We start from the raw sequence: 24,294 nt of genomic DNA, 5'->3' as shown, positions 1-24,294 counted from the left end.
GGAGAGATGACATAACTACCCTATCAAGCACTTAACTAGAATGAAATAGCCCTGGGGGTTGAGGAGGGCGATCGGGTGTCCAGAAAAATCGAATTGAGTGATTTGGGCTTCCGCTAGCTATCCAACGGGGAGATTTTTGATAACAAGGGAGTCAAGCAGGAAGCAGAACGCGAACTCAAGAATTTGACTTAATAATTTCGATATGGATAGCCCAACGAAGCTACTTTCTCTAGAGTGCTGCGAGGTTAACTTAACGAAGCGCTCTGCCTGATTCCTAATGCCTGAAAGCCCAAATTCAAAACAGAGACATAGACAATGATTTTCTGAGCTGCAACCTGAAATTCAAGTCCTTCTCGCGTTGTCAGATCCGGACCGTAGAACAAAATACCAATATAAATCGACAGAATTACCAGATAAAGCAAATTGAGTACAAGATACTGTTTTCGCCAAAGGTTTCTCATCTGTAGCGCACTCAGACATACGATAAACCCCAGCAGCAGGCTAAATGCCGCCTTCACAAAGCTGTTGTGGGCAGACAGTATCAAGTCCCAAGGCGTTGCCGCAATGCCGATAAAGCAAAGACCGCTCAACACAGCAAAGACCTGAGCCGCATACCCAAAAATGCGATCGCCCTCTCGATTCGCGATCGACTTCCATGTGGTTGAAAACACCAACAGCGCCAGTCCAACCGAGGAAAGAGCAACGATAAACATCACCATTGAGGTGGTGTTGCTCAAACCAGAATAGGTCTTTGTTGCGCCTAGGTCACTGAAAAAGTTTTGAAAAAATAAGTAGCGATCGCTCTGTGGCTCAAATTTGGCGCTGCCAGGATAGGTGAACATAGCGGCGATCGTCAAAACTATAAACTGCGCTGAGGCATAGAGCAGCAGATTAGCTTTACGAACTACAGTTTTTGCGCTTTTGTCTTTCACAGCTTGCCTATTTTTCTTGTCAGTATAGCAATCGCCAAGGCGGTTAGAACGGGGACAGCTATATCTAAATTTATTGAGTTAGTTGTTCGCCTTTATAGTCTATTAGTTTTGAATGAGAAGCTTGGCTGAACATATCTACGCATAGTGGCTCTAGACGAGGTCATTTACTATCAGCTTCTTTCAGCAGATAGCGTGCGTTTTATAGCCAGATTTGAATTTTGTGAACTCAATTTATTTGGCGCGATCGCTCTGTAATCGCTCTGTCATTGACTCACAGGCAAGTTTATAAGAGACATCAGGCGATCGAACCGCTACAAAATTGAAAAGAAATAATTCATTCGTATCTTACCCATTAAGTCAGTAATTCTGCGATGAGAGATTCGGATGATAAAGCTGATTATGGGAAATGGATGTATTCATCCGGCAATCTTTTGAGGATCTAGCTGGACGGTCAAAAGGTTGGCGGCTCGACATCTTGACTACCCATTTTTTGACGCTATGGCTTTCAATCCATGAATCTTCACCCCAAGCTTGATCTATATGCCTCACTAGCTCGTTTCAGGTTTCTCAAAGGCAGCTATATTGCCAAGATCATGGTAGTAGCCTTTTTGGGAACTCACATACCGTTACTTGCCCTAGTCTTCAGTTTCATCCTCTCCAATACTTATTCTTGGGAAATAACGGCGCGAGTTCTGAGTATCGCGCTGTTGGCAACTTTGATAGGTACAGCTGCGACTCTTTATGCGCTGCGCTGCCTCCTTGCTCCCGTGATTCTGACTTCCACAGCGCTACAAGACTATCTAAATACCCAAGCCTTGCCGAAACTGCCAACCGAATTTACTGATGAAGTGGGCGCATTGATGGCAAACACATCTCAAACGCTTCATCAATTAGATGAGTTGATTCACTACATTAGTAGCTATGATGCGCTCACAGGATTGCCCAATCGGAATCTATTTTGCGATCGCCTCTATCAAACTCTATCTCAGCCTCAGAATAGTCAGCGACTCGTTGCCGTTCTTTCATTGAGAATTGACGAGTTCACTTCTATATGTCATGCGTTAGATCGCAACAAGTCAAATTTGCTGCTAAGAGGAGTTGCCCAACGGTTGACAGCCTGTGTTTCTGAAACTGATTTTTTAGCACATTTGAATGGAGATGAGTTTGCGATCGCCCGCGTTGAACTCACCTCCTTTGAGAGCATAATTAATCTAGCTCAAATCCTTCTCAGCACCCTGTCAAAACCCTTTCTGATAGAAGGCGATTTGATTCATATTACGATCAGTATTGGTATTGTGATCAATGATCTAGAGGATCAGCAAGGGGTAGATCAGCTTTTACAGCAGGCTCACCTAGCGCTACATCAGGCTAAGCAGCGAGGGCGGAGTCAATATCAATTTTATCTGCCTGAGATGAATGTTCGATTGCAGGAACACTTGACGCTAGAAAACGCACTGCATGGGGCGCTAGAGCGCAATGAAATGATGGTTTTTTACCAGCCTCTCATTGATTTAGATAGTGGGCGGGTGACGGCAATGGAGGCTTTGGTTCGTTGGCAGCACCCGGCTCTAGGGCTAGTTTCCCCAGCCGCTTTTATTCCTATTGCCGAAGCCAATGGCTTGATTGTGCCCATCGGCGAATGGGTTTTGCGAACGGCTTGCGCCCAAAATCGGGCTTGGCAGCTTGCCGGGTTTTCCCCTATTCGCATCTCGGTGAATCTATCGGCGCGACAGTTTGAGCAGCCTAATCTGGTTAAAATTGTCAGCCAGATTCTGGAGGAAACTGAGCTAGATGTCTCTTATCTGGAGTTGGAAGTGACTGAAAGCTTCTTGATGGTTGATATGCAGCGATCGGTTAAAACCTTAGAGCAACTCCGAGCATTAGGAATCTCTCTGGCTCTAGATGACTTTGGCACAGGCTATTCTTCGCTAAATTACCTGAAACGCTTTCCGGTCAACATGCTGAAGATCGATCGCTCCTTCGTGCAGGATGTCACCTCTAATCCTGATAGTGCCGCCGTGACCAATGCCATCATTGCTCTAGCGAAAAGTCTGCGGCTCAGCATCACTGCTGAAGGGATAGAAACTCAAGAGCAGCTAGACTACTTGCATCAGCGAGGCTGTGATGAAGGTCAGGGTTTTTACTTTAGTCGCCCTGTGCCTGCGGATGCGATCGTTCAGATGTTGCAAGATAAGACTGTGCAGGATAAGACCGTGCAAAGCAGTATGGCAAACGACAATGCGCTAGAGAATAACCTTGATCCCAGAAACACAATGCTTCAAGATCAGCTACAGGTTCTCAGCCCAAATTAGACAACCTGATGCACAAAGCTGAGGGTCGCCCAAGTGTTCACGTCAAGTGCGTAGGTGTCTGCCGGAACTTCGACCTTGGGCAGAGCCAACACCAATGGCGCACTCGCTTGATGTAAATCTTGTAGTAGAGCCTGCACAACCTCTAAGGGATTGGTCAACAGGACGACGCGCTGGGTATCCGTCTTGGGACGAGTCGTGGCTAAGGTTTGGTAGGTTTGTGTCAGGGGAGCGCTGCAAAACACAACATGAATTTCTGCCAACCCAGCCGTCTGCATTTTCCAGCCCGGTTCTGAAGGAGGAACCGTCACGCTTTCGCCTGGAGCCAGGATCGTTTGTTCCAGCATATCTGCCTCACCCGGATAAAAAGCGATCGCATTTCCTGCCGCATTTAACCCCAACAGCACAAAGTAAACAGGGCGATCGCCGTAGTTAGCCAAGCGGTATTGGATCTGGCTACCAACGGATAGCGTTAATTTTGCATCGCCCAATGCCGGATCGCTTTCGGGAGCCGTCCAGATTGATCGGACTGTTTCTCGGTGCATCAAAGCTTGCGGCTTGAGGGGCTGGGGCTTGATTTGTGATGAGGATATTGGCTCTAGACCGACTCGTTCTAGCGTTACCCGTACACCCAGCCTGGATGAACCTTGGTTTTCGGTCAGGCGCAACCATTTCGTCGCCAGCAGGGTTTTCAGCTCTGGTGTGACGCGATTGACCGCTGTTTTTACGGCTTCATCATCTTGAATTAGCGTACTCAAAATAGCATCCCGACTTGGATAGAACAAACCATAGCCATTTTGAGCTGATGGAGTAGATGGATCAAGAGATGCCGTCAGTGGGTAAGCAGACTGATTTTTGCCAAACAAAAAATCGGCTGGCTGTTCTCCAGCAATCACCGAAGATACTCTAGGAATGGCGGAAAAAGCGCTGGTAGCATCGACCCGTTCGATCCGCTCTAGGCTGGCATCGATCGCCACCGTCAGCCCCACGCTACGCGGTAAGATCCGTACCTGCTCCTGCACCCATTGCCCTACTAGGGGGCGATCGGCTTCTGAAATGAGACGGGTTTTGAACATTAGCCCTTCTCGCGATCGAATCTGGTGCAGGGTAGGGTGGGTAAAGTCTTGAAGAGATTGGGTAGAGCTTTGAGGAGATACGCCACTAGAACTGATTGCGAGCACCGATGCCCCGTAGTTCTCTAAAACTGCTGCGGGCAAACCAGCCAGCCAGACTTGCGCTTTACCCTCTTCATCTACGGCGTGAATTACGCCATCGGCGTTAGGTGAGGACGCAAAGCCCTTGGCAATCCCGGATGACAGCAACTGGGAGGCTTGATCCAGCCTCACCCTGGTGAAGCCAATTGAGTTAGGGACAAAATAGAGCGTTGTTGCGGGTGTTGCCCACCAAAGCTGTTGGGTAAGGGCGTAGGTGAGTAGCCCCGCGCTAAAGCCACTCCACTGAGCTTCGGCGGCAATTTGATTAGCGTGAGCAGCAGACAGCAGCAGTCCTGGAACCTGCCCCGATCGCCACTGGGCATGAATTTTTGCTTTAGAAATACCTGTTTCACGGCTGAGCTGATCCTGAAGCACTTCTTCCAATTCATCCAGCCGACCGCTAGGGGTGCTGGGGCGCGATCGAATACGCAGGTTTCCCTGTAGTGTTCTGCCCAAGGATGTGTGGCTGGTATCGAGAATAGTGATGATTTGATCTGTAGAGATCGATCGCAGTAACCACCCCAGCGTTTCTTCTGGTATGTCATGGATCACAGGGTTCTCAGGAGTAGGTAGCCAGCCGTCTACAGGCACAAAGCTGTTGTACTCAAGATTAGAGCCATTTGGCTCAGCTTGCTCGAAAGCACCTTCTAATCTAATGCGGCTTCCCAATCCGCTAAAGTGAAACACCACAGCATCCCCTGGACGAGCTTGCTGAACCAGATGAGCTTGAAACGCGTCCAGAATAGATTGGCGAGTTGCCTGTTGGTCAGTCAGCGTTAGGATATCGCTAGGCTGAAAGCCAAACCGATGGATCAGCAGCTCCTGCTGAAGGGCAACATCGGTGACAGAGCCGTTGAGAACGCTGCCTTTAGGAACGGCATAATCACAAACTTGCTCAGCGTACTGGTTAATGCCAATGAGCAACGCCAACTTGCGCCGGGTTGGCTGGGCGATCGCTTGCTGGTAGCGATCTGCCCATAGAACCAGGCTTTCGCTCACCCCTAGAGTGGTCAGCGCCCATCCCATTTGCTGAATAAAAGTTCGTCGCGTCAGTCCCATGATTCTATTTCGGCATCAATTTTTATTTAACTAATTTTTGTTTAATTGTGTAAAAAGCTTGCCTTTCGGGGATTTAAGTTAAGCTGAGCAATAATAAAATTCATATATAGCTTGTCTGGACACCCGTGATCACTCTTCGCCCCTCTGCCGATCGTCAAACGCTTTTAAACCTCGCCGATCGTTTTCCTGAAATGGATGTTATGGCTATCGAGACCTGTATTGCATTTTTGAATGCGACAGCAGACGTCTATGAAGCGCTTAGCGTTCACTTTGCACGATACGGACTGTCAATGGGCAAATTTACGCTGCTGATGCAATTATTTCACAGGGATCAAGTTTCTGACGAACAGTCTGGACTGACTCCCTCAGAATGTGCCGATCGCGCAGGCGTGACAAGAGCTACCGTCACGGGTCTATTGGATGGATTAGAGCGAGATGGCTGGCTGAAGCGCAAACCCATTCCGGGCGATCGGCGAATGCTGCGGGTAGAGCTGACTAAAGTGGGACGAGAGCGCCTTACCGAAATGCTGCCCGACCACTTTGGACGCACCAAAGGGCTAATGGAAAACTTAACCTGCGCTGAAAAGCAGACGCTAATTTGTCTGCTGAAGAAAGTGCAGACCGGCACCCCTGCTTTACTAGAGCCTTAACTTTGGATAGGGCACTGATTTTTGAGAAGTGCGCACTCTGCACACCTCTCAAAAATCAATGATCCGAGGATGATCCAGACCTTTGCTTCGTCTCGTAAAACCTCAAGGCGACATTTCCCAAGCCATACAGTAACGCCGCATCGCTCGTGATGCCAACCGCCATGCCGATTCCAGGCAAAAGCTCTACAAAGCTTAGCCCCGCCTTCAGAACACCCGAACCTCCTGCCGAAACTCCCCAAAGCGTCAGCATTTCTCCACGACGAGTCGGATCATGAAGCGAGAACCCATAAATCGCCGCAATCCGGTAGACCATTTCTGCCTGGAGAGCCGCAACTGCCCCCACATCCACCGCACTCAGCAAAAATGCCAACGGAGGCACAAAATTAGTCACTAGCCCCACTCCAGCCGCCTTCCAAGCCGCTTCAGCAATTACTCTCTGAGCAAGCTGTTCAGACGTTTCCAGCGGATACTTCTGCCGAAGCTCATCTACCTGGAGCTGAACCTTCGCCACATTCACCTGACCCAACGCCGCCATCAGCCAGCTCAACCCCGGCAGCCGAGTCGCCTGCTGAATCAGCGGATTTTCTGCGAACGGAGTCACAACCGCCCCCAAAGTTTCCGTACCCTGCTCAACAGCACGATGCAGCATATCTGTCACCGCCTGAGCCGCCTTCATCGCAGAGGCGATCGCCTCACCCATCGAAGCCTCATTCATCGAATCACGTCTTGAACCATCCGGATCTTGCATCGGCATTACTTTATAAGGATCTCCAAAAAGCACCATATTCATCTACAAACACTCTACAAAAATGCAGCCCTAAAGTTGTCTATCCACAGGTAGCAACAACCGATCGGATGCTGACCAGATTCCACGCCTCTAATACTTTAGGTAGATTTTGGATTGAACAGTCTAATCAGCGTTTGCGCCGAGATAAAATTCGGGCTTCATTCACTAGCCTCCTTTCCTCCCATCCGATGCGAAGCGACCCCTACCGCTCATCCACCCTTTCGTCTGGAGGGGGTGTGGGGGACGCAGCCGTCCCCTGCCGGGGGTTTGGGGGAGACCCCCAAGGCTGTTGGTTCTCCAAATCCATTAACCGCCGCAAAACAACAGCCCCAAAATTAACCACTAGAATCGAGAAACGGGCATCTATCGAAACAAAAATCTAGCGCAGCCAACACAACTCAGAACTGCTCCAGCAAAGCTGGCAAGCACCAAACCCTGCAACCGCATCAGAAAGCGATAGAACTGCCATGAATTACCCCTCTGCCTCCGCAACCCTCAAAGGCTTCCGCCAATGCGGCTTGCTCCTGACGATCGCCCTGCTCCTCTCCAACTGCAATGCGCTCACACAAACTCCCTTCCTGCCTACTGAAACCGCCGCCCCCAACTCCCTCCCCAACTCAGAACTGCTCCAGCAGAGCTGGCAAGCCTACCGACAGCGATTTATTCAGAGCGACGGACGGGTCATTGACCGCGAAGCAGGCGATCGCTCCACCTCCGAAGGACAAGCCTACGCCATGCTGCGAGCCGTACTCATGGACGATCGGGACACCTTCGAGCGCGTCCTAGCCTGGGGTGAAAACAACCTGCAACGCAAGAAAGCAGACGGCAGCCGTAGCGATCGCCTCTGGCTTTGGAAATGGGGCAAAAATGACCAAGGCAACTGGAGCGCGATCGACACCAACTTTGCCAGCGACGGCGACCTGGACGCCACAACAGCCCTGATCCTGGCATCGCGCCGCTGGAACCGACCCGACTATCTGGAATTAGCCCGTGGCAAACTGCAAGACCTGTGGACTCTAGCAACCCTTGAGAGCCGATCGCAACGCTACTTCCTGCCAGGAGCCAAAGACCTCTTCCAGCCTCAGCCCGATCGCGTTTACCTCAATCCTTCCTACCTAGCCCCCTACGCCTTTCGGCTCTTTGCCCAAGCCGACCCCAGCCACGACTGGATGGCTTTAGTAGATAGCAGCTACCGCGTGCTGAACCAGTCGGCAAAGCTTTCTGATATCGGCTTGCCCAGCGACTGGATTGTGCTAGACACCTCCACAGGCGACCTGCGATCGAGCCAGGAAGAAAAGCTCAAAAGCATCTACGGCTACGATGCCTATCGCGTCTGGTGGCGAGTGTCACTAGATGCTGCCTGGTTTAACGAGCCGCGCGCCCAGGAATACCTGCGGCAGTCTCTCCAGCCCTTGCAGGCAAAATGGCGATCGCAAAAGGCAATCCCCGCTCAGCTTGACCTGAAGGGAGGGGCGATCGTCAGCTACGAATCGACAGCCCAGTACGCCATGCTCTACGCTGCTTTTAGTCAGATCGATCGAACCACGGCCGAACAAATTAGGCAGCAAAAGCTACTGCCCACCTACCAAGCGGGTTTTTGGGATGGAGACTCTGCCTACTACAGCCAAAATCTTGCCTGGTTTGGGTTGTTTTCACCTGAAGCCGTCACTACATGGTTCCAATTTTAGTAGTCTGGGTGGACGGGTGGATGGGTGGATGGGTGGATGGGAACTCTCATCTACTCATCTACTCATCCACCCATCATTACTTGACTCACCACTAGCGCTCACAGCTTCGGCAAAATCTCCGGCAGCAATTGTCCCGGCACCATGGACAGAGCGCGATTTTGTCCTGTCAGCCCCAGCTGATTATAAAAAGCGCGAAGCGTCTCGACTATACGACTCATGGCAGTCTGCCGCAGCTCCGGCTTCTGTGCCCAAGACTGTAGGGCAATTACATGATGAGTGAGGGCTGCACTCAAATGCATAGACTGCTGCTCGGCGTTAAGTCGCGCTTGGGTGTCGGTAGCAATTTGGTAATGCGCCAGCCCCAAGTTGTTCTGAGTCGCAACATGATCGAAATTGAGCGTCATCGCACCCGCGTGACGCTCAACCCAATCTACAGCTTTGAGGGCAGCCTCGTATGCCCCGATCGCCTCCTGCAAGTAGCCCAGCCGCGTCTCGACTTCATCAATCTGGTTTGCCATGTGCCAAAAAGCAGTGCCTAAATTGTTTTGAGTGGCGGCAAAGGCAGCGGGTGCAGCCTCGATCGTGCGGTACTTCAGAGCCATGCGATAGGCAGCCAACGACAGCGATAGCCAGTCTCTGGGGCGCTCATACTGCGCCAGATTCCAGTACGCTGTGCCCAAATTATTCTGAATCATGGCGTAATTAAACGGCTCCTGGGCAGGGTCATAGAACCGCAGTGCTTCAGAGTAGGCAACGATCGCCTGTTTCAAATTCTCGTCTGGCTGTTGGTGCTGCGCCAGATTCCAGTAGGTCGTCCCCAGGTTGTTTTGCGTCGAGGCATAGCGGATTGGGTCGGTTGTAGGGGTACGGTAGCGCAAAGCCTGTAGATAAGCCTCAACCGATCGCCTCAAACTATCCGCAGGATCTTGATACCGCGCCAGGTCAGCATAGGCAGCTCCCAGGTTATTTTGCACCATAGGATAGGTCTGAAGCTGATTTGGACTAATTTTGGTCAGGGCAAACTGGTAGGCTTGCAATCCGCGTTGCAGATAGGGTAGCGCTTCCTCACTAGAAGCCATGGTGCGCGACAGCATCCAGTACAGGTTGCCCACATCGTTGAGGATATCGACCCAGAGCGGCTCTTGCTCCGGCAAATACTGCAACCCTTCCTCGTAGATTTGAATGGCGATCGCCATATCTTCAGGTGTGCCGTTGCCCTGCTCAACCCGATCGCGGTAAAGATTGCCTAACGCACAGTACGCCTCTGCTAGCTGCGCTGCTGGAGCCTGTTGCTCATGCAGGTATTCAATTTGTTGAATCAACGGCAGATTTTGTGGGTCTTCCGATTGCAGCCCGGCAGGAAGCGTTACTGCAAGATTAGCGGATTCTACATCGGCGCTTGTGAGCTGATCTAGCGGCAAATCCTCGCTTTTCAGAGTATCTATCACAGCAGATGCGGCGGGTTCTGCGAGAGGCTCAAATAAAGGCTCTAAGTCCAGATCATCAGCCAGACGTTCCCAGGGATTTTCAACGATCGCCGCTTCTGGAGCTTCATCTGTAGCTTCCTCTGCTGCCCGTTCTGCTGGGGAGGGATCTGCGGGCGGGGCTTTTGTTGCAGGGGCAGTGCTGCCAGCAGGAGCGCTTGCCACTAAAGACGGCAGTACGCCTATCCGCTCAGGCAGCGTCGCCATTACCGGAGTCGGATCGCCAATAAACTCAAACACGCCCGTGCGGCAGCGCCAAAACTCTGGAGCAGACTGCGGCAACGCCCGAAACCAAGGCTGGGTCAGCCACAGAATCATACTCGACTCTAGCAGCGGCAAATTATATTCAATGCTCTGAAGGTGCGTAAAAAACAGCCGCTGCATGGCGGCGGGTTGCCGAGTCAGCTTTTCTGTCCCTAAAATCTGGAAGGCTGGCATGGTTCCTGGCTGCCATCCGTTCCGGGGCGCAGGGGATTGAGCCATCCACTGAGCAATTTGAACGATCGGATTTGGATCATCCAGACTCAGGTGCAGACTCACCAGCCGAGGGAAATTTTGCAGTTCTACGGCACTGGGCTGATCAAATTGTGGCAGAGGGGCTTTTGCTAGCTCCGTCTGAAGTTGGGCAGAGAGGCGATCGCGGAGCAGCAAATCATCGCAAACGGCAACAAAAACTTGACGGCGTAAATTCAGGCTCAAGGCAATTTTGAGCCGTTGATATGACTGCTGATTCAGTCCTAAAATTTTCCGGAAAGAAATGTCTGTCACAGGAATATTACCAAGGTGAATGGAAGATGAAGCCCCTCTTTAGCCCTTTTCTATCCGTCTCTGTTAAAGTCAGGACAAGATCGCAAACTCACCTTTTTTCCCAATCATAAAATCCAATCGAGCCTAGAGGCAGAAAAACCAGGGGCATTACCCACCTGGCTTCTGTAGACCTCTTGCAAATTAGGTTTGGTTAGGGCACAGCCCCGACCAAACCTAATCCCAAAACTTTAATTTGCGAGAGATCTTGTAATTATTTTTCTTAAATTGATCTGAGGCTTTTGTTAGATTTGCTCAAGTTGCGATCGAACTGAGGCAAGACGAGCGACCTCACGACCTATCCATCTCGCTGTCTACGAAATGGCAACAGCAACAGCAATCATGCCACCCACTAGGAGGAGGGCACCCAGACCCAAAACAATATACTGAATCTTTTGTTTTGAGGTGGGAGGTTCTGCCGCATATGGCTTGGTCTCTACAGCAAAGTTGTTAAGACGACCGCCTTCCTCAGTGGTGTATGGCATACTTTAATTCCTTACTTAAAAACGATTTGTAAGAATTGTATCAGCCAATTCAATGTTTTTTTTAGATAAAATAACCAAATCTTAATAAAAAATCCCTGAACCCACCGAAATGAGCTGAAGGGATTTAAGTCAGGGTGCATCTACCTCCACACTTTTCTCTAGCTAAAAACAGAGATCCGGAAAATTTGCTCAGGCTTCAAATAAGTTGCCTACTTGTAGACTTCCACTTTTTTGACCGACTTTTTGAAAGGCAGGTCGCGTAAACCTCTCAAAAAGTAGGCTCAAAGAATATAAGCAGCAGCAGAACTTTTTAGAGGGAATACAGTCTATGAAACCAGCTTCCCCAGCGCAATGGCTCTATTGAGCGCTGACTTAGACCGAGTGATTGACTTGGGCAAGATTCAGCGTTTCTCTAAAATTTGGGGGAAGGGAAGCTAGAAAATCCTGGAGACACTCTAAACAAGAGAACTCTTCAACAGAAGAGCTTTTAACGTTAAGGTTTGCCTCTAGGACTGAACTTTAAACATGACCTTCGAGAACTAGCTTAGGGGAGCGCTGTTCCAGTGACTCAGGAGTTTCACATTTCTGTAACCCCAGTGGGGAATGACGAATATTTAATACGTACAGAGCAACGAGAGCCAGGTGTGCCGCTTGCTGAAGAGCAGGTTACTTGGCAAGTGGAGGAATGGCTGGCTCAAGCGCGCCAGTTGATGAGCGATCCTCTACTGGGACTGTTGCAGACCGCCGATCCGGCAACCCGCGATCCGCAGGCTTCCTTGAGCCTGGTCAATCTGGGTCAGCACCTCTATGGCGCTCTCTTTCAAGGTACTTTGCGTGATAGCTGGGTGACCGCGCAGGGCATTGCCCAAAACCGCCGCGAAGCTCTGCGTCTGCGCCTGGGGCTAAAGGGAACTCGCCTTCCTCGCCTCCCTTGGGAGGTCATGTATGGTAACGATCTGCCTGCTGAGAAATTTCAGCAGGGTTTGAGCATGGCGGCGCGTCCTTTGGCGGCGGGAACGCACGTTATTTTCTCGCGGTATCAACCTAGCCAACGGCTATCAGACGATCGCCTGCCCTTTGAGCTGGCTACCGATCAGCCTTTGCGAATTCTCATGGTGATTGCGGCTCCTGATGATCAAGAGCGACTTCAGCTACATCAAGAGGCTAGACAGCTTCAGCAGGAGCTAGTGCAAGGCGATCGCGCCGATGGTGAAACTACCCCTGATATTCAGCTTACGGTGCTGGATCAGCCCGGACGTGAGCAGTTGACTCAGGCGCTAGAGCAGGGTCATTATCAAGTGCTGCACTATGCGGGTCATAGCGACCTGAGCAGTGCGGGGGGCAGTCTCTACTTAGTCAATAGCCGCACGGGGCTGACGGAAATCCTCAGCGGTGACGATTTGGCAGGTCTGCTGGTAAATAACGGCATTCGTCTAGCGGTGTTCAACTCCTGCCGAGGCTCCTACACCGCCACCTCCGATCCCGTCAACGAGCGAGAACGCAATTTGGCGGAAGCTCTGGTCAGCCGGGGCATCCCTGCAGTGTTGGCAATGGCAGAACAAATTCCTGACAATGTGGCGTTGACGCTGACCTGGCTGTTCTATCGCAACTTGCGGCAGGGCTACCCGATCGATCTCAGCCTCAGTCGAGCGCGTCAGGGGCTAATCTCAGCCTATGGATCGCATCAGCTCTACTGGGCGTTGCCGATTTTGTATCTGCATCCCGGATTTGATGGCTACTTAACTCCGGGCGATCGCTCGTTTGACAATCCCGCCGATCGGTTAGTTTTGGTGCCTCAAGGGTTTGGCAGTTTCCCGGTGTTAACCATCGACGAAAACGTTCCTCTGCCCGCCAGCTTTCTAATCGATGACTCTCAGCCGCCTTCGGATGAAGAAATGGTGGCTAATGCCGTTTTGGCAGATGATGACTTGAGCGACTGGATGGAAGACCTCACTGCTTTTGATGACAACAGCGGCGACGAAGCGGCAACGCTGGACTGGATTCGTCAGCTGACCTCAGAGGCTTCAGAGCTGCAAGTCTTTGAGACTATCACGAGCGCAGAAGGCGAAAATTTTGGCGAAGAGGCCGTTCGTCCTTCCAATGCTCAGCTCATAGAGCAGCCCGTAGAGCAGCCGCTTTCATCTCTGATCAATCTTGTGCCTCTGCAACCCTTGCAATCTAACCCAACCGCTCGCGCTGAAGAATCAGCGATCGTGCGACAGGGCGAAGTGACCGTGACTAAACCTATCCGTACAGAGCGCTCTGCTGAATTAGTACAGACTTTCTCTATTAATAAGTCTATTGACCGACAAACTGGAGCCGAGCAGATTAGCCCTGTTTCCGGCGGTGTAGGTCAAGTTTCAATTCAGAGATCCGCTGGCTTTCCGTTGCGGCGAGGATTGTTACCAGTCTTGGGTGTGGTCGGGGCGGCGGCGATCGCAGCTTTGGGCTACTCAGCCTTTCATTCTCTGCCGTTCAATCTTGCTCCTCCAGCCCAGACACCCGATAGCACCGGAGATAGTGCGGGAGGCAGTCAGAGCTTGAGACAAAAGCTGGAAGACAGCTCTACAGAGCAGGTGAAGGCGATCGCTCTAAATAGCTTGGGTAAGAAGCAGCTCGCCCAAGGTCAGCAAGCGATCGAAGTGCTGCTCAATCGCAATGCTTTGACGGAGGCTACGGCAGCACTGGCGGCAGTGCCCTCAGAGCATCAGGCAAAGCCAGACATCCAGTTTTTGCAGGGTCGGTTAGCTTGGCAATCCGTCAAGCAAAACAACCCCAAATATAAGCTGGCGGACGCGCGTACCGCCTGGGAAAATGCTGCCAAAGATCAGCCGAGTTCGGCACCCTATCACCAGGCGCTCGGCTTTGTCTACTATGCCGAAGGCGATCCCTTTAAGGCAAAACAGGCTTGGGAGGAGGCGATCGCTCTGCTGCAAAGCTCTGGCTCGTCTACCGGACAGTCCAGTGCCGCGCAGTCTGAGGTCGATTCGCAGATGCAGATTGCCTATGCTGGGGTTGCCCTAGCAATGCGGAAAATCTCTGCCCAAGAGTCGGCCGATCGTCAGGTGAGGATTTCTGCTAAAGCGGCGAAAGTCTATCGATCGGTGCTTTCCAGCGATCCATCTCTCTTTACGACGCAAGCCCTGCGGCAAAATTGGCTATGGAACAATGCTGCCATTCAGGATTGGGAAAAGCTGTCGCAAATTGATTCCTAGGAAGGCTTTGGTAGTCCTTACCTAAATACCGCTACCAAGGCTCAGTAGATCGAAAAGTCCTCCTAATTTTTCCTAAAAGCTGGATTTCAAAGGCGCACTGCGCCTTTGAAATCCAGCTTTTAGAGTTTTGTGGTGCACGGAGCACAAAACCCTAATCTGCGATCGATTCTATTAAGGCTTCATTTTTGAAGTAAATCGGTGACGGCATTGATCACAATTTGCGCTGAGCCAACGAAAAAGTCTCGATCGATCGTCTCTAATCTATCGCTAGGCTGGTGGTAGTGGGGGTTGCGAAAGTTGGCGGTATCGGTCAGCAAGACCGCGCCAATGCCTTTTTTCCAGAAGGGCGTGTGGTCACTGCGAACCAGATCGGGCGCGAGTCCGCTCAGGGTGGGAATAGAGAGGGTTAAAACTTGAGGCAGATTTCCCCTCCCGGCTTGGCTCAAGCTTTGGGTTAGGTCGGGATGCCCCTGATCGCCAATCGCCGCTAAAAATTCCCCTTTGTCTACAGGTGGCTTGATGGGCAAAGGCGGATAGGTCTGGCATCCTGCTGTACGGCAGGTGTAGCCAATCATGTCCATAATCATGGCTCCTTGAATCAGGTCGGGCTGGAGCGTTTCGACAAAGGCTTGGCTGCCGAGCAGCCCCTCTTCCTCTAAGTCGAAAAAGGCAAGCTGGAGCGATCGAGGTGTCGGGTTTTGCCCTAACAACCTTGCTGCTGCCAGCACCGCCGCTACTCCTGTGGCGTTGTCGTCAGCTCCAGGAGAAAGCGCAATCGTATCGTAGTGTGCCCCCAGCAAAATTGCGCCCAACTGCGGATTAGTGCCCGATCGCTCTGCCAGAATATTAATGCCGCTCAAGCCCTGAGCTTGAAACTCCTGGAGCTTCGGTGTCCATCCGGCGCTCTGCAATTCTTGCATGATGTAATCGCGAGCTTTCTGCCGATCGCTTTCCTCAAATCGCTTGAAGGACAGAGCTTCGACATCTGCCCACAGCTTTTGGCTATCGACAGCAGGTGGAGCAACTTGCGGATATTCAGCTGCGGCAGGCGATCGCGGATTGACCTGATGCCACCCTACAAGAATGCTGAGGATTGCAGCTAGGAGAATTAAGAGGAGCGATCGGGGTTTCATCGCTGGCTTTTCTGAGTCAGGTGTGTTTTCACAGGCTTAACTTTCTAGAGGATCGTGTACTCAAATTTCTCCAATTTGTTTGAGGCGATCGAGTGTTCCTTGAGCAAATCCTGGAATTTTATGTGCAGTACCTGATTTTGTCGATCGCTCCAAATTTTCCCAAGTTAGCGTTTTTCCTGGCTGATTCCAGTAAGCGATCGCTTTGAGAGCAGCTTCAATCTGTTTCGGTTGAGTAACTACCTGACTCAAAAGATTCGTAATTTCTTGTTCGCTAGCAGTCAAAAGATTAGTTTTAATTCCATTGAAGGAAGTCAAAGCTTTTGCTCGTGAACCTGTTGATTTCAAACCAACAGACTCTATCTGTTCTCGTAATTGATTGATTTGGGTTGAGAGTTCCGGTATTTCAGAAAAACTGTCAGTTAGACGATCTAAGCCATAGTGAAGGGTCTTGAGCTTATCATCAAAGGCTTCTTTGAATTTATCTAGAGATGCGGCTAGAACTTGCTTAATTGAATTGGCAGTTGACTGTAGCTTGCGATCGATCATCTGTTCAAGATCAGCAGAGTCAACGGGATGCTGTTCACCACTATCTGGCACAGAGATTGACGAACTGAACAATTGAGACAATTCCGCCTTGGCGGCTAAAGCTTGCTCATCTGTCATATCAAAAACCCAAGCCCACAGCATCTCAATATCGAGCTTTTGTGCAACTTGCAACCACTCAGCGCCATAAACTAGCTCATACTCAATATCATCGCCATAGCTTTCGGTACGGCGCAAGATCAGCGAGGCTAAATTGCTCTGATGTTGTAAAAGGCTACTCTCAATAGCTTGCGATCGCTCCAGAGAAATTTCTTGCTTTCCAGGATCGGGAAGAGCAATTTGAAAAGTATAAACTTTCCCATGATTGATGGGAATGATTCCCAGATTTTTGCTAATTAGTTCGCGCCGAATTTCCTGACTCATATAATAGCTCCTGCTAAATACTACCAACTAAATGGGAGGCAAGATTGTCATATCTCTCCAGAGCTTTTTGAGCAGCTTCACGCTCTTGAGAACTTAGATGATCATCGAACTCAGCCTCTTGGATGGGATAGCCTTTCTCTGGACATTGCGAGACAATATTGAGCCTAGGAATCCAAGTTTGTTCAGGAAAAATATTAACCTGACTGCCACCAGCAGTTTTCTCCAAAATGTCTTTTAATTTCTCTAACATGGAGAGATTAAAACTATTCGATCGCTGATCATACATACTAATAGCAACTCCCAAAATAGGCAGTGGATCATCTTTATAGGCTCCGATCTCCTGAGCCTGAGCAAGAACATACTCTAGAGCGCGAATAGGATAGGATGAGAGCTGAGTGGGAACCAAAATGCCGTTAGATGCCATCAGAGAAATCCGATTGACTTTACCGAAAGAAGGGGGTGGATCGATGAAAACGAAGTCATAGTCATGATTCCTTAGCTTTTTTGCTAGGACGCGATCGCTATCTACCATTTGGGTCAAATCATTTTCCATTCGACTCAGACGAATGTGAGAAGGAATCACATCAAGCTGAAGATCATTGCGACTCCAACGCTTTGCGTAGATTACGTCTTCTAACTTAACCCTAGGATCAATCAATAGATGCGTAATGTCTTTTTTTCTAGCAAGTTCTACGTCGTTTAATGGATCAATGCCTAAGCCAGTCGATAAGTTCGCTTGGGCATCAATATCAATTAGCAAAACACGCTTGCCGAGCTGTGCCAATGATGCTGCAAGGTTAATCGTTAAAGTTGTCTTGCCAACCCCACCTTTATTATTGAAGACTGTGATAATCATTGATTTACTTCTCCTTTGAACCAGATTAAATTGCTTCTGTAAAGGCTGAGGACTTAGCTCTAGCTGTTCTTCAAATAAAGCAGGTATGCTTTGACTGCCAAAGGCTTCGGCAACCCGCATTAAAAACTTCTGATTGATACGCTGCTGATTATTTAAGATTACATTGCATACCTTTAGACAGGTTGTTTTGCAAAGCAAATGGTGAAATAGCTTAACGTTTTCAACTAATTCACGGACTGAATAGTTTGCAATAACAACAATCCGATCTTGATGTCTACAGAGTAGCTGAAAGCTGGAGCCATTGGTAAGCAGCCCCAGCATCGCGCCTACTTTACGCATATACCGATTGATTTGCCAGCCGTTTTGATTGATTGGCTTACCCGGTGCCTTAACCTCAATTACCAAAAACGGAGGGCAGTGGAGCTTAAATTCTTCAGGATAGATGAGAAAATCAAGCTTTGAACTGCCTATACTGACCTGCGATCGCCAGTCTTCACTGTCATATCCTAGCCACTGTAATAGAGGCACAATAATTTTATGCTCTACTTCCGCCTCGCTGCTCTCTGGGGTGATCGACTTTAGGAATTTTAGGTTCGAGGAGTCATCTGAGGGGGAGATGGGCATTAGCAGAATTAACTCGTTCCGGCATTTGAGTCGCGTTTCTACTTTAGCGAATTAACTAACTTTTCACCCATCCATCGGATCGCTTCAAGACCGCCATATCTTCTGCATCTAGCTCGACGGGTACGCCGCTGCGGATCAGCTCGGCAAAGTCTTCGTTAGGAACCATGATGCACAGAGCATAAAGGCGACCGTCGCCCGTGTTTTCAATGCCGTGGGTGCCTGTGGGCGGGACAAGAATGCTGTCACCTGCCTGGATAGGCACAATTTTTCCGTCGCAGTTGGCGATGCCCTCGCCCTTAAGGACAAAGAACATTTCTACGGCAAGCTGATGGCGGTTGGGGGGCGTTTTGCCGCCTTTATCAAAAATCTCGACGCAGTAAGTCAGCGACATATTAGCTACCACTGGATCAAAGACGATTGCCAGTCGATTAGTGTCTTTTGGGCTGATGCGGTATGCCTGGTAGTCTTTGGGAGTCTTGATTACTGGAATGACGCAGGTCGTGTCCATCGGAATCTCCGTTAAAGGTCTAGCGATCGCCTATTGCCTTCGCATCTATTGCCCCTACAATAGCGTGAGAATCTGTAACAAAACCAAAGCACTGATTGACGTTGTAGAGTGTGGCTTTGAGGCAATAGTCTGGCGAAGTGGTTGCCGTGCAATCGCCTACCAAAATGCAGTCGTAGCCCAAAAAATTTGCGTCTTGTAGCGTTGCCATGACGCACTGATCGGCATTGACTCCGGCAAAAAATAGGGTGGTGCGTCCCAGATTGCGCAGAATGCTATCTAGCGGCGTATCCCAGAAGCCGCTCATGCGGTATTTATCGACGTAAACGTCATGGGGTTCTTGAATCAACTCATCCACTACAGCCGCTGCCCAGCTCTCTTTCATCAGCACGGGTGCGCCGTTGGGCAATCGATCTCCCAGCCCCACGCCTTCACCTGTGGAGTTGTAGACATGACGCAAGCCAGCGCTGATGTTGAGCAAATCGGGTCGGTTGCCCCAGTTCAGCCAGACGATCGGCACTTGTGCTTGACGCAGCTCTGGTAAGAGGAACTTGAGCGGGGCGATCGCCTCTCTCGCCGGAGTCACATCTACCCCAATGTGCGCCAGCCAGCCGTCCGGATGGCAAAAGTCGTTTTGCATATCGATCACCAGCACTGCCGCTTTTGCCAAGTCTAGCCGCAGGGTTTTGGTGTCTGTGGGCAAGACGATCGGGCGAGGCGGCAAGGGCGGACGGGTGATGTCTGCCGTTTGGGCATCGACTGTCCAAGCGTTGGGTGGGACTCCGAGCGATCGAGTCATAGAAAATTAGGAGACGGGAGACAGAACAGTCGTAATCTGAAACGAGTTTGCGTTCAGTATTACAAGGCACTTATTGTTTTAGTTGTTTATAGCTATTGACTGATGGGTTGGGGCGGATGGGTGGATGGGGGATAGGAAAGCCTCATCCACCCATCCACCCCATCTGCTAACGCTTACTCGCCCCATTCCTAAGAGCCGCAGTAGGCAATTAGATCTATTTCAATATCGCCCATGCCTGCCAAACCCGTTACGCCGATGGTTGTGCGTCCCGGCAACTCATCGGGCTTAAAGTAGGAGGCGTAAATCTCATTTACGGTTTCGATATCACGAATATCCGTGAGGAAGATCCGCGCCATGGTGACGCGATCGAATCCTGAGCCAGCATGATCAAGCACCATCTGCAAATTTTTCATGACGCGATGGGTTTGCTCCTCGATCGATCCCAAGACAATCTTTCCGGTGCCCGGATCTTGTGCAAGCTGCCCGGTAACAAACAAAAAATCTCCAGCTTGTACGGCATGACAGTAGGGCGACACAGGAGAAAGGATGTCGTTGGGTAGGTTAAAGCGTTTGAACACAATCGGCTCCGGGGGTGAGGTGAAAATTTTAGGTTTTGGATTTTAGAGAGACTCTGGGATCTCTCTGATTAGCACTAGGCTCTCACCCGATCGCCTACTCGCAAAACTTTTCCTGCTTCTGAGGGGGAAACTGTGGTGTTCAGGGTCAGCTTGTAGAAATGGTTGAACTGGGAACGCGGTACGCCATCGGGTAAAGCAGCTTCTCGATGGGCATTGAACTTGGCTTGAAAATCGGCAGTGCGATCGCCCGTCCAGGGGTTGCGGGTAGGCACAATGCAGCGCTGGCAGGGATGGCTGCTTTTCAGCTCTAGATCGCCAATTTGAAAGGGAATGCCTTCGCCCGCCGCATCATAGATTTGGTCTTCCCAGAAGGCGGATGTATCGGCAATTTCTAAATTGGCGCGAAATCGCTGGCGAGACTCCTCTAAGCTGATGCCAAACCAGGTGGCGATCGCCTCCAAACTCGCTACGCTGACGATCGTTGGGCCAGAGGATTCTGTGTCGTCTGGAAAGCCCATGTGAAGGTTTTGTACCAGCGTGATGGGAAACCCAAAGTAATCCGAAAACCAGCTTTCTAGAGCAGGACGATCGCCATCGAGATGAAAGGACTGCATTGCAGAACTGCCTTCTAGCCAGAGCGTAATCATTCGAGCCTCAAGGTCAAAGGCAGTGCGAATTTTGTGAATCTCAGCGTTACGCTTGGCGTTGACAATCCTGCCTTTTTCATCCAGCAGGGCAAACTCGCGATCGTGCGCTAATGCTCCGCCTTCCCGAAGGCTGATTTGGGGAACCTCTACGCCGTCCAGCGACTTGATAGGATAGACAAGAATCTTAGCGAGATGCGGCATGATCCTGTGAGGCCGCTATGGCGGCTAATCTACCTAGTTAATCTACCTTAAAATTTGACTCCTCAGGTCATGAGGATTGAATGAATGTTGAATGAGGACTCATTCTCATCGGTCAATTCTGAGTCGGGGCTGGTTGAGATTTTGGAAGAATAGAGGCGATCGATACCCCACTGCTTGTGAATTCGCGCCCTCGGCAGCACCGATGCTCGACCTATTCCGATTACTTCCGGCTTGTGGAAATTGCGGGTGCGCGGAGTTGTCGTCACCCAAGGCACGGTGGATATCTGGTCGGCAAGCGATGCGCCCAAAGGCAACATTCAGTTTGTCGCGCCAATAGCCTATTTGAGCGATCGCAAAAAAATTGGTGCGCCCGGTGCCGCGGCTCAGGTGATCACGGTGGCTTCTTTTATCAGTCGTGCCTGTGTGGATGGACTGACAGGATTTCCAGAAGCCATTGAAGCGGTCTTTCCTCAGACGACTGTGCAACTCTGTATCGTCCATATGGTGCGAAACTCCCTCAGTTACGTTTCCTACAAAGACCGTAAAGCCGTCGCTTCTGACCTCAAAGCCATTTATACGGCTGCCACTGAAACCGAGGCAGAGCAAGCCCTTGTTGATTTTGCCGAGCGCTGGGACAAGCAGTATCCCACCATTAGCAAATCCTGGTTCAATCACTGGAATCGGATCATTCCCTTCTTTGCCTTCCCACCTGACATCCGTAAAGCTATCTACACCACTAATGCTATTGAGTCCATGAACATGACTCTGCGTAAGGTCTTAAGAAATCACCGTTCTTTCCCCTCCGATGAATCGGCCATGAAGGTCATCTACTGGGCGATCGACCATATCTCTAAAAAATGGACGATGCCGATTCGTGATTGGAAATCTGCTTTGAATCGCTTTGCGATCGAATTTGAAGGGAGGTTCCCAATGTAATATTCCTCTCTTGACACAAACTACTTTACAAACCCTGTCAAAGTAGATTTGAAATATGTTCATCTTACCGATGCGCAGTTTTATCAGCTCTGCATCAACAATTCTGAGCTGAAGATCAAACGCGCTGCTAGAGAAGTCTTGGAGTTTATGCCCGCTTCACTGTTGCCTGGAGAGGCAAGGCATAATGTCTTTGCGGTTTTCTGGATCATTCATCAGCTGCCAGCAGCCTCTCAATCCTAGCCGATCGCACTCCATAGTCTGGTGCAATAAAGGGTTGGGATGCGGCAACTTACCAAACTATAATTGGTCGTACCCTGAAATGCCCTTTCTTTTATAAAACTGTACTGGATGCAGTAGGTATTCATATAGCTCTGGGTCTTCTTTAATGTCCGAGAAACATCTATTAATCCTGACAGTTGGAAGTGCAGTTACTACAGCCTCAAAGACAGCATTAGCCTCACGGTTAAAGGCATCACATACCTGTTGCTGCCAGAGACAAGGAAGCATTTGATAGATAGGGTTGAGCCGGGAATCGTGCCAAACTGCAAGGTCATGAATTCTCTGTACAAGCTCCTCAGATAAACCGAGATCTCTTATCTCCTTACGTTCTAAAGCATTTCGTTCTTCATCACGCAAAGGATATAAGCCCCACTCAAAGTAGAAATCCAAAGTTTTGTGTTCTTTCATTTAGCTTTCATTACTGAGGGAAAAGATACCAAATTTAACCTTGTGATGAGCTATAGCGCTACGCGCTCAGATCAAACGAGTTATTTTTTGAGAGTCGTGCTCCACGCGACTCTCAAAAAATAACCCGTCCTAACTCAATTACGTAATGCTATATCGAAATATTATTACGATTGAACATCGCGTCAGTTAGAAACCCCTATCGTTAATTTGAGTCGCATTAGATTAGGCAACTTCCCGCTTTGCTTTAAACTCGATCGCCTTAGGAGTTTGACTTTCAGAAACGTAATCAGCTTGATACTCCAGCAACCCGTTCACATAGGCAGCCACAACAGGTTGAAGCTTAAAGCAGGCACCCTGGTGATCGAGGAGCGATCGGTGTATCAACGAATCTAGTAGCTCTAACAAATAGGGCTGACCGATAGACGAGGGGGCAGTCTGACGGAGTTGCTGAACTGAAATCCAGTCTGGCTGCAAGGCTAAATGACTGATGAGCGATCGCTCCAATGCCGAAAGCCGACTCAATTGTGAACTCAATAGATCGCGCAAGCCGCCAAAAACCAGGTTATGGGTGCCTAGATCCTTGAGATAGTCTGAGATATTGCCGTCAAAATAAGTTTGGATGCGAGTCGCGACTTGTCTCAACATCAGCGGATTGCCGCCATAGTAATCGATCAGCGATCGCCATGCTTCCAGCGAACCCGCAAAATCTCCCTGCTCCTGAAAAATCTGCTGAATCTCCGTCGTCGATAATCCTGTAAGCTGAAGCACCTGTGCCTGGGTTTCTGTGAGTACCCCTAAGACTTTGGGATGCTCTCGGCTGGTCAACAGCAAACAGCTACGGTGCGGCACGGCTGCCATAATCTGTAAAAACTCTTCGTAGGCTTCGTTGCTTTCTTGCTGATCTTGATTCCCCTCTGGTGGCAGGCGACTGGTCAAAACAGCATTTGCATGGTCTAACACGAGTAAGCAGCGGTACTGTTGCAGTGTTTCGATCAGTAATCCCGTTAGCTCCCTGACGGTAATTGGCAATTTATTCACATTCCCTAATAGATCTTGAAGCATATCCCTAAGAATTGCCGAAAGCGTGGGCGCGTGACGCAAAGATCTCCAGACTACAAACTCAAATTCAGCCCGCGTTTTTCTAACGAATTGGTCTGCGATCGCGGTTTTTCCCATACCTCCCATGCCGAGCAGCAGCCGTACCTGACGATCGCTCTGAGTCAGCGCCGCCAGCTCTTCAGTCCGTCCGTAAAAACAAGTTTTTTCAACAGAATCTTCGCACTCCGGGCAGTTTTGCCGCTTTGTCTCCAAACGGCCTGAAACTTTCTCAGAGTTAGAGCGGCATAGCTCAGCATGGGCGTAGTCTAGTTCCTCCAACGGAATCTGCATGACCCGAAAGATTCGATCGATCGATCGTTTATCCACCCCTTCTCGACCGCTCAAGATTTTCCTCACCGTAATCGGATGAATTCCGTCTGGATCAGCCAACTGAACGCGCTCAGCGATCGATCGAGGGCTTTGCCGCACCTTGATTTGAGTTTCCAAGTGCTGAATTTGCTGCTGTAGCTTTTGCAGACCTACAGCAGTTAAGACAAAGCCGCGATAGCGTCGGGTTTTGGGTAAAGCCATAGATGGCAGACCTTTCAATTCGTTACCGATATCATGATGGGACATCCTTAGAAAATCATGAGTGTCACGGGTCAATTACTTTCCGATTTTGGAAAATGCGCTGCCA

General features: G+C 50.0%; 20 protein-coding genes and 1 pseudogene. 6 read left to right on the top strand and 15 right to left on the bottom strand.

All coding sequences use genetic code 11. The features are described from left to right. Window positions 1-245 precede the first annotated feature (245 nt). Window positions 246-932, bottom strand: a complete 687-nt coding sequence (locus AC5JMP_RS12375) for a hypothetical protein (RefSeq protein ID WP_495851775.1) — start codon at window positions 930-932, stop codon at window positions 246-248. A gap of 512 nt (window positions 933-1,444) precedes the next feature. Between AC5JMP_RS12375 and AC5JMP_RS12370 the strand changes: the two genes are divergently transcribed. Continuing rightward, window positions 1,445-3,244 carry a putative bifunctional diguanylate cyclase/phosphodiesterase gene (locus AC5JMP_RS12370; protein WP_495851774.1) on the top strand — a complete coding sequence of 600 codons (1,800 nt, stop codon included), beginning with the start codon at window positions 1,445-1,447 and terminating at the stop codon, window positions 3,242-3,244. Here AC5JMP_RS12370 and AC5JMP_RS12365 read toward each other — a convergent pair. Continuing rightward, window positions 3,241-5,514 carry a caspase family protein gene (locus tag AC5JMP_RS12365; RefSeq protein ID WP_495851773.1) on the bottom strand — a complete coding sequence of 758 codons (2,274 nt, stop codon included), beginning with the start codon at window positions 5,512-5,514 and terminating at the stop codon, window positions 3,241-3,243. The two genes, AC5JMP_RS12370 and AC5JMP_RS12365, sit on opposite strands and share 4 nt — an antisense overlap. Before the next feature lie 125 nt (window positions 5,515-5,639). Between AC5JMP_RS12365 and AC5JMP_RS12360 the strand changes: the two genes are divergently transcribed. Continuing rightward, window positions 5,640-6,164 (top strand): MarR family winged helix-turn-helix transcriptional regulator, encoded by a 525-nt coding sequence (locus AC5JMP_RS12360; RefSeq protein WP_495851772.1) that lies wholly within the window; start codon window positions 5,640-5,642, stop codon window positions 6,162-6,164. Window positions 6,165-6,219: 55 nt separating this feature from the next. On the opposite strand, the gene AC5JMP_RS12355 is transcribed toward AC5JMP_RS12360, so the two are convergent. Continuing rightward, entirely contained in the window at window positions 6,220-6,954 is a 735-nt protein-coding gene (locus tag AC5JMP_RS12355; RefSeq protein WP_495851771.1) for an EcsC family protein, read from the bottom strand. 464 nt (window positions 6,955-7,418) lie between these two features. Here AC5JMP_RS12355 and AC5JMP_RS12350 point away from each other — a divergent pair, with 464 nt between their 5' ends. Next, a complete protein-coding gene (locus AC5JMP_RS12350) occupies window positions 7,419-8,639 on the top strand; it encodes a family 8 glycosyl hydrolase (RefSeq protein ID WP_495851770.1) in 1,221 nt (406 codons plus the stop codon). A gap of 98 nt (window positions 8,640-8,737) precedes the next feature. On the opposite strand, the gene AC5JMP_RS12345 is transcribed toward AC5JMP_RS12350, so the two are convergent. Both AC5JMP_RS12345 and psb34 read right to left on the bottom strand, forming a co-directional pair. After that, window positions 8,738-10,891, bottom strand: coding sequence for a tetratricopeptide repeat protein (locus AC5JMP_RS12345; protein WP_495851769.1), 2,154 nt, complete (start codon window positions 10,889-10,891; stop codon window positions 8,738-8,740). A gap of 350 nt (window positions 10,892-11,241) precedes the next feature. Next, window positions 11,242-11,412 carry a photosystem II assembly protein Psb34 gene (gene psb34 / locus AC5JMP_RS12340; RefSeq protein ID WP_495851768.1) on the bottom strand — a complete coding sequence of 57 codons (171 nt, stop codon included), beginning with the start codon at window positions 11,410-11,412 and terminating at the stop codon, window positions 11,242-11,244. 563 nt (window positions 11,413-11,975) lie between these two features. On the opposite strand from psb34, the gene AC5JMP_RS12335 reads away from it, so the two are divergent. Continuing rightward, window positions 11,976-14,627, top strand: coding sequence for a CHAT domain-containing protein (locus AC5JMP_RS12335; protein WP_495851767.1), 2,652 nt, complete (start codon window positions 11,976-11,978; stop codon window positions 14,625-14,627). A 179-nt stretch (window positions 14,628-14,806) separates the two neighbouring features. Here the strand turns inward: AC5JMP_RS12335 and AC5JMP_RS12330 are convergent, their stop codons facing one another. From AC5JMP_RS12330 to AC5JMP_RS12295, 8 genes are all read right to left on the bottom strand, one after another. Continuing rightward, complete coding sequence (locus AC5JMP_RS12330) at window positions 14,807-15,760, bottom strand: M20/M25/M40 family metallo-hydrolase (RefSeq protein WP_495851766.1); 954 nt, start codon at window positions 15,758-15,760, stop codon at window positions 14,807-14,809. Between the two features lie 60 nt (window positions 15,761-15,820). Further along, complete coding sequence (locus AC5JMP_RS12325; protein WP_495851765.1) at window positions 15,821-16,726, bottom strand: hypothetical protein; 906 nt, start codon at window positions 16,724-16,726, stop codon at window positions 15,821-15,823. Window positions 16,727-16,739: 13 nt separating this feature from the next. Continuing rightward, complete coding sequence (locus tag AC5JMP_RS12320; RefSeq protein WP_495851764.1) at window positions 16,740-18,206, bottom strand: AAA family ATPase; 1,467 nt, start codon at window positions 18,204-18,206, stop codon at window positions 16,740-16,742. Window positions 18,207-18,261: 55 nt separating this feature from the next. Beyond that, window positions 18,262-18,714 carry a cupin domain-containing protein gene (locus AC5JMP_RS12315; RefSeq protein ID WP_495851763.1) on the bottom strand — a complete coding sequence of 151 codons (453 nt, stop codon included), beginning with the start codon at window positions 18,712-18,714 and terminating at the stop codon, window positions 18,262-18,264. Window positions 18,715-18,733: 19 nt separating this feature from the next. Further along, entirely contained in the window at window positions 18,734-19,510 is a 777-nt protein-coding gene (locus tag AC5JMP_RS12310; RefSeq protein ID WP_495851762.1) for a cysteine hydrolase family protein, read from the bottom strand. Between the two features lie 188 nt (window positions 19,511-19,698). Then, window positions 19,699-20,088 (bottom strand): RidA family protein, encoded by a 390-nt coding sequence (locus AC5JMP_RS12305; protein WP_495851761.1) that lies wholly within the window; start codon window positions 20,086-20,088, stop codon window positions 19,699-19,701. A 74-nt stretch (window positions 20,089-20,162) separates the two neighbouring features. After that, window positions 20,163-20,936 (bottom strand): MOSC domain-containing protein, encoded by a 774-nt coding sequence (locus AC5JMP_RS12300; protein WP_495851760.1) that lies wholly within the window; start codon window positions 20,934-20,936, stop codon window positions 20,163-20,165. Between the two features lie 62 nt (window positions 20,937-20,998). Continuing rightward, the gene (locus AC5JMP_RS12295; protein ID WP_495851759.1) at window positions 20,999-21,202 is read right to left on the bottom strand and encodes a hypothetical protein; all 204 of its coding nucleotides are present in this window, start codon (window positions 21,200-21,202) and stop codon (window positions 20,999-21,001) included. Window positions 21,203-21,353: 151 nt separating this feature from the next. Here AC5JMP_RS12295 and AC5JMP_RS12290 point away from each other — a divergent pair. Both AC5JMP_RS12290 and AC5JMP_RS12285 read left to right on the top strand, forming a co-directional pair. Further along, window positions 21,354-21,872 (top strand): annotated as a pseudogene (locus AC5JMP_RS12290) (IS256 family transposase); the annotation flags it as partial. 48 nt (window positions 21,873-21,920) lie between these two features. After that, on the top strand, window positions 21,921-22,112 hold the full coding sequence (locus tag AC5JMP_RS12285) for a hypothetical protein (RefSeq protein ID WP_495851758.1): 192 nt from the start codon (window positions 21,921-21,923) through the stop codon (window positions 22,110-22,112). Between the two features lie 57 nt (window positions 22,113-22,169). Here AC5JMP_RS12285 and AC5JMP_RS12280 read toward each other — a convergent pair whose 3' ends face one another. After that, a complete protein-coding gene (locus AC5JMP_RS12280; RefSeq protein ID WP_495851757.1) occupies window positions 22,170-22,559 on the bottom strand; it encodes a hypothetical protein in 390 nt (129 codons plus the stop codon). Between the two features lie 222 nt (window positions 22,560-22,781). After that, window positions 22,782-24,188: an NB-ARC domain-containing protein gene (locus tag AC5JMP_RS12275; protein WP_495851756.1), complete on the bottom strand. Its 1,407-nt coding sequence runs from the start codon at window positions 24,186-24,188 to the stop codon at window positions 22,782-22,784. Window positions 24,189-24,294 lie beyond the last annotated feature (106 nt).

The sequence above is a fragment of the Drouetiella sp. genome (assembly GCF_059504425.1).
Note: the sequence above shows the minus strand (reverse complement) of the source record. Positions and strands in the feature narration are given on the sequence as shown.

Bases quoted from the DNA above. Each gene is read 5' to 3' on its own strand.
- AC5JMP_RS12370 (WP_495851774.1), top strand. From the start codon at position 1,445: ATGAATCTTCACCCCAAGCTTGATCTATATGCCTCACTAGCTCGTTTC.
- AC5JMP_RS12365 (WP_495851773.1), bottom strand. From the start codon at position 5,514: ATGGGACTGACGCGACGAACTTTTATTCAGCAAATGGGATGGGCGCTG.
- AC5JMP_RS12355 (WP_495851771.1), bottom strand. From the start codon at position 6,954: ATGAATATGGTGCTTTTTGGAGATCCTTATAAAGTAATGCCGATGCAA.
- AC5JMP_RS12350 (WP_495851770.1), top strand. From the start codon at position 7,419: ATGAATTACCCCTCTGCCTCCGCAACCCTCAAAGGCTTCCGCCAATGC.
- psb34 (WP_495851768.1), bottom strand. From the start codon at position 11,412: ATGCCATACACCACTGAGGAAGGCGGTCGTCTTAACAACTTTGCTGTA.
- AC5JMP_RS12330 (WP_495851766.1), bottom strand. From the start codon at position 15,760: ATGAAACCCCGATCGCTCCTCTTAATTCTCCTAGCTGCAATCCTCAGC.
- AC5JMP_RS12325 (WP_495851765.1), bottom strand. From the start codon at position 16,726: ATGAGTCAGGAAATTCGGCGCGAACTAATTAGCAAAAATCTGGGAATC.
- AC5JMP_RS12320 (WP_495851764.1), bottom strand. From the start codon at position 18,206: ATGCCCATCTCCCCCTCAGATGACTCCTCGAACCTAAAATTCCTAAAG.
- AC5JMP_RS12315 (WP_495851763.1), bottom strand. From the start codon at position 18,714: ATGGACACGACCTGCGTCATTCCAGTAATCAAGACTCCCAAAGACTAC.
- AC5JMP_RS12310 (WP_495851762.1), bottom strand. From the start codon at position 19,510: ATGACTCGATCGCTCGGAGTCCCACCCAACGCTTGGACAGTCGATGCC.
- AC5JMP_RS12300 (WP_495851760.1), bottom strand. From the start codon at position 20,936: ATGCCGCATCTCGCTAAGATTCTTGTCTATCCTATCAAGTCGCTGGAC.
- AC5JMP_RS12280 (WP_495851757.1), bottom strand. From the start codon at position 22,559: ATGAAAGAACACAAAACTTTGGATTTCTACTTTGAGTGGGGCTTATAT.
- AC5JMP_RS12275 (WP_495851756.1), bottom strand. From the start codon at position 24,188: ATGGCTTTACCCAAAACCCGACGCTATCGCGGCTTTGTCTTAACTGCT.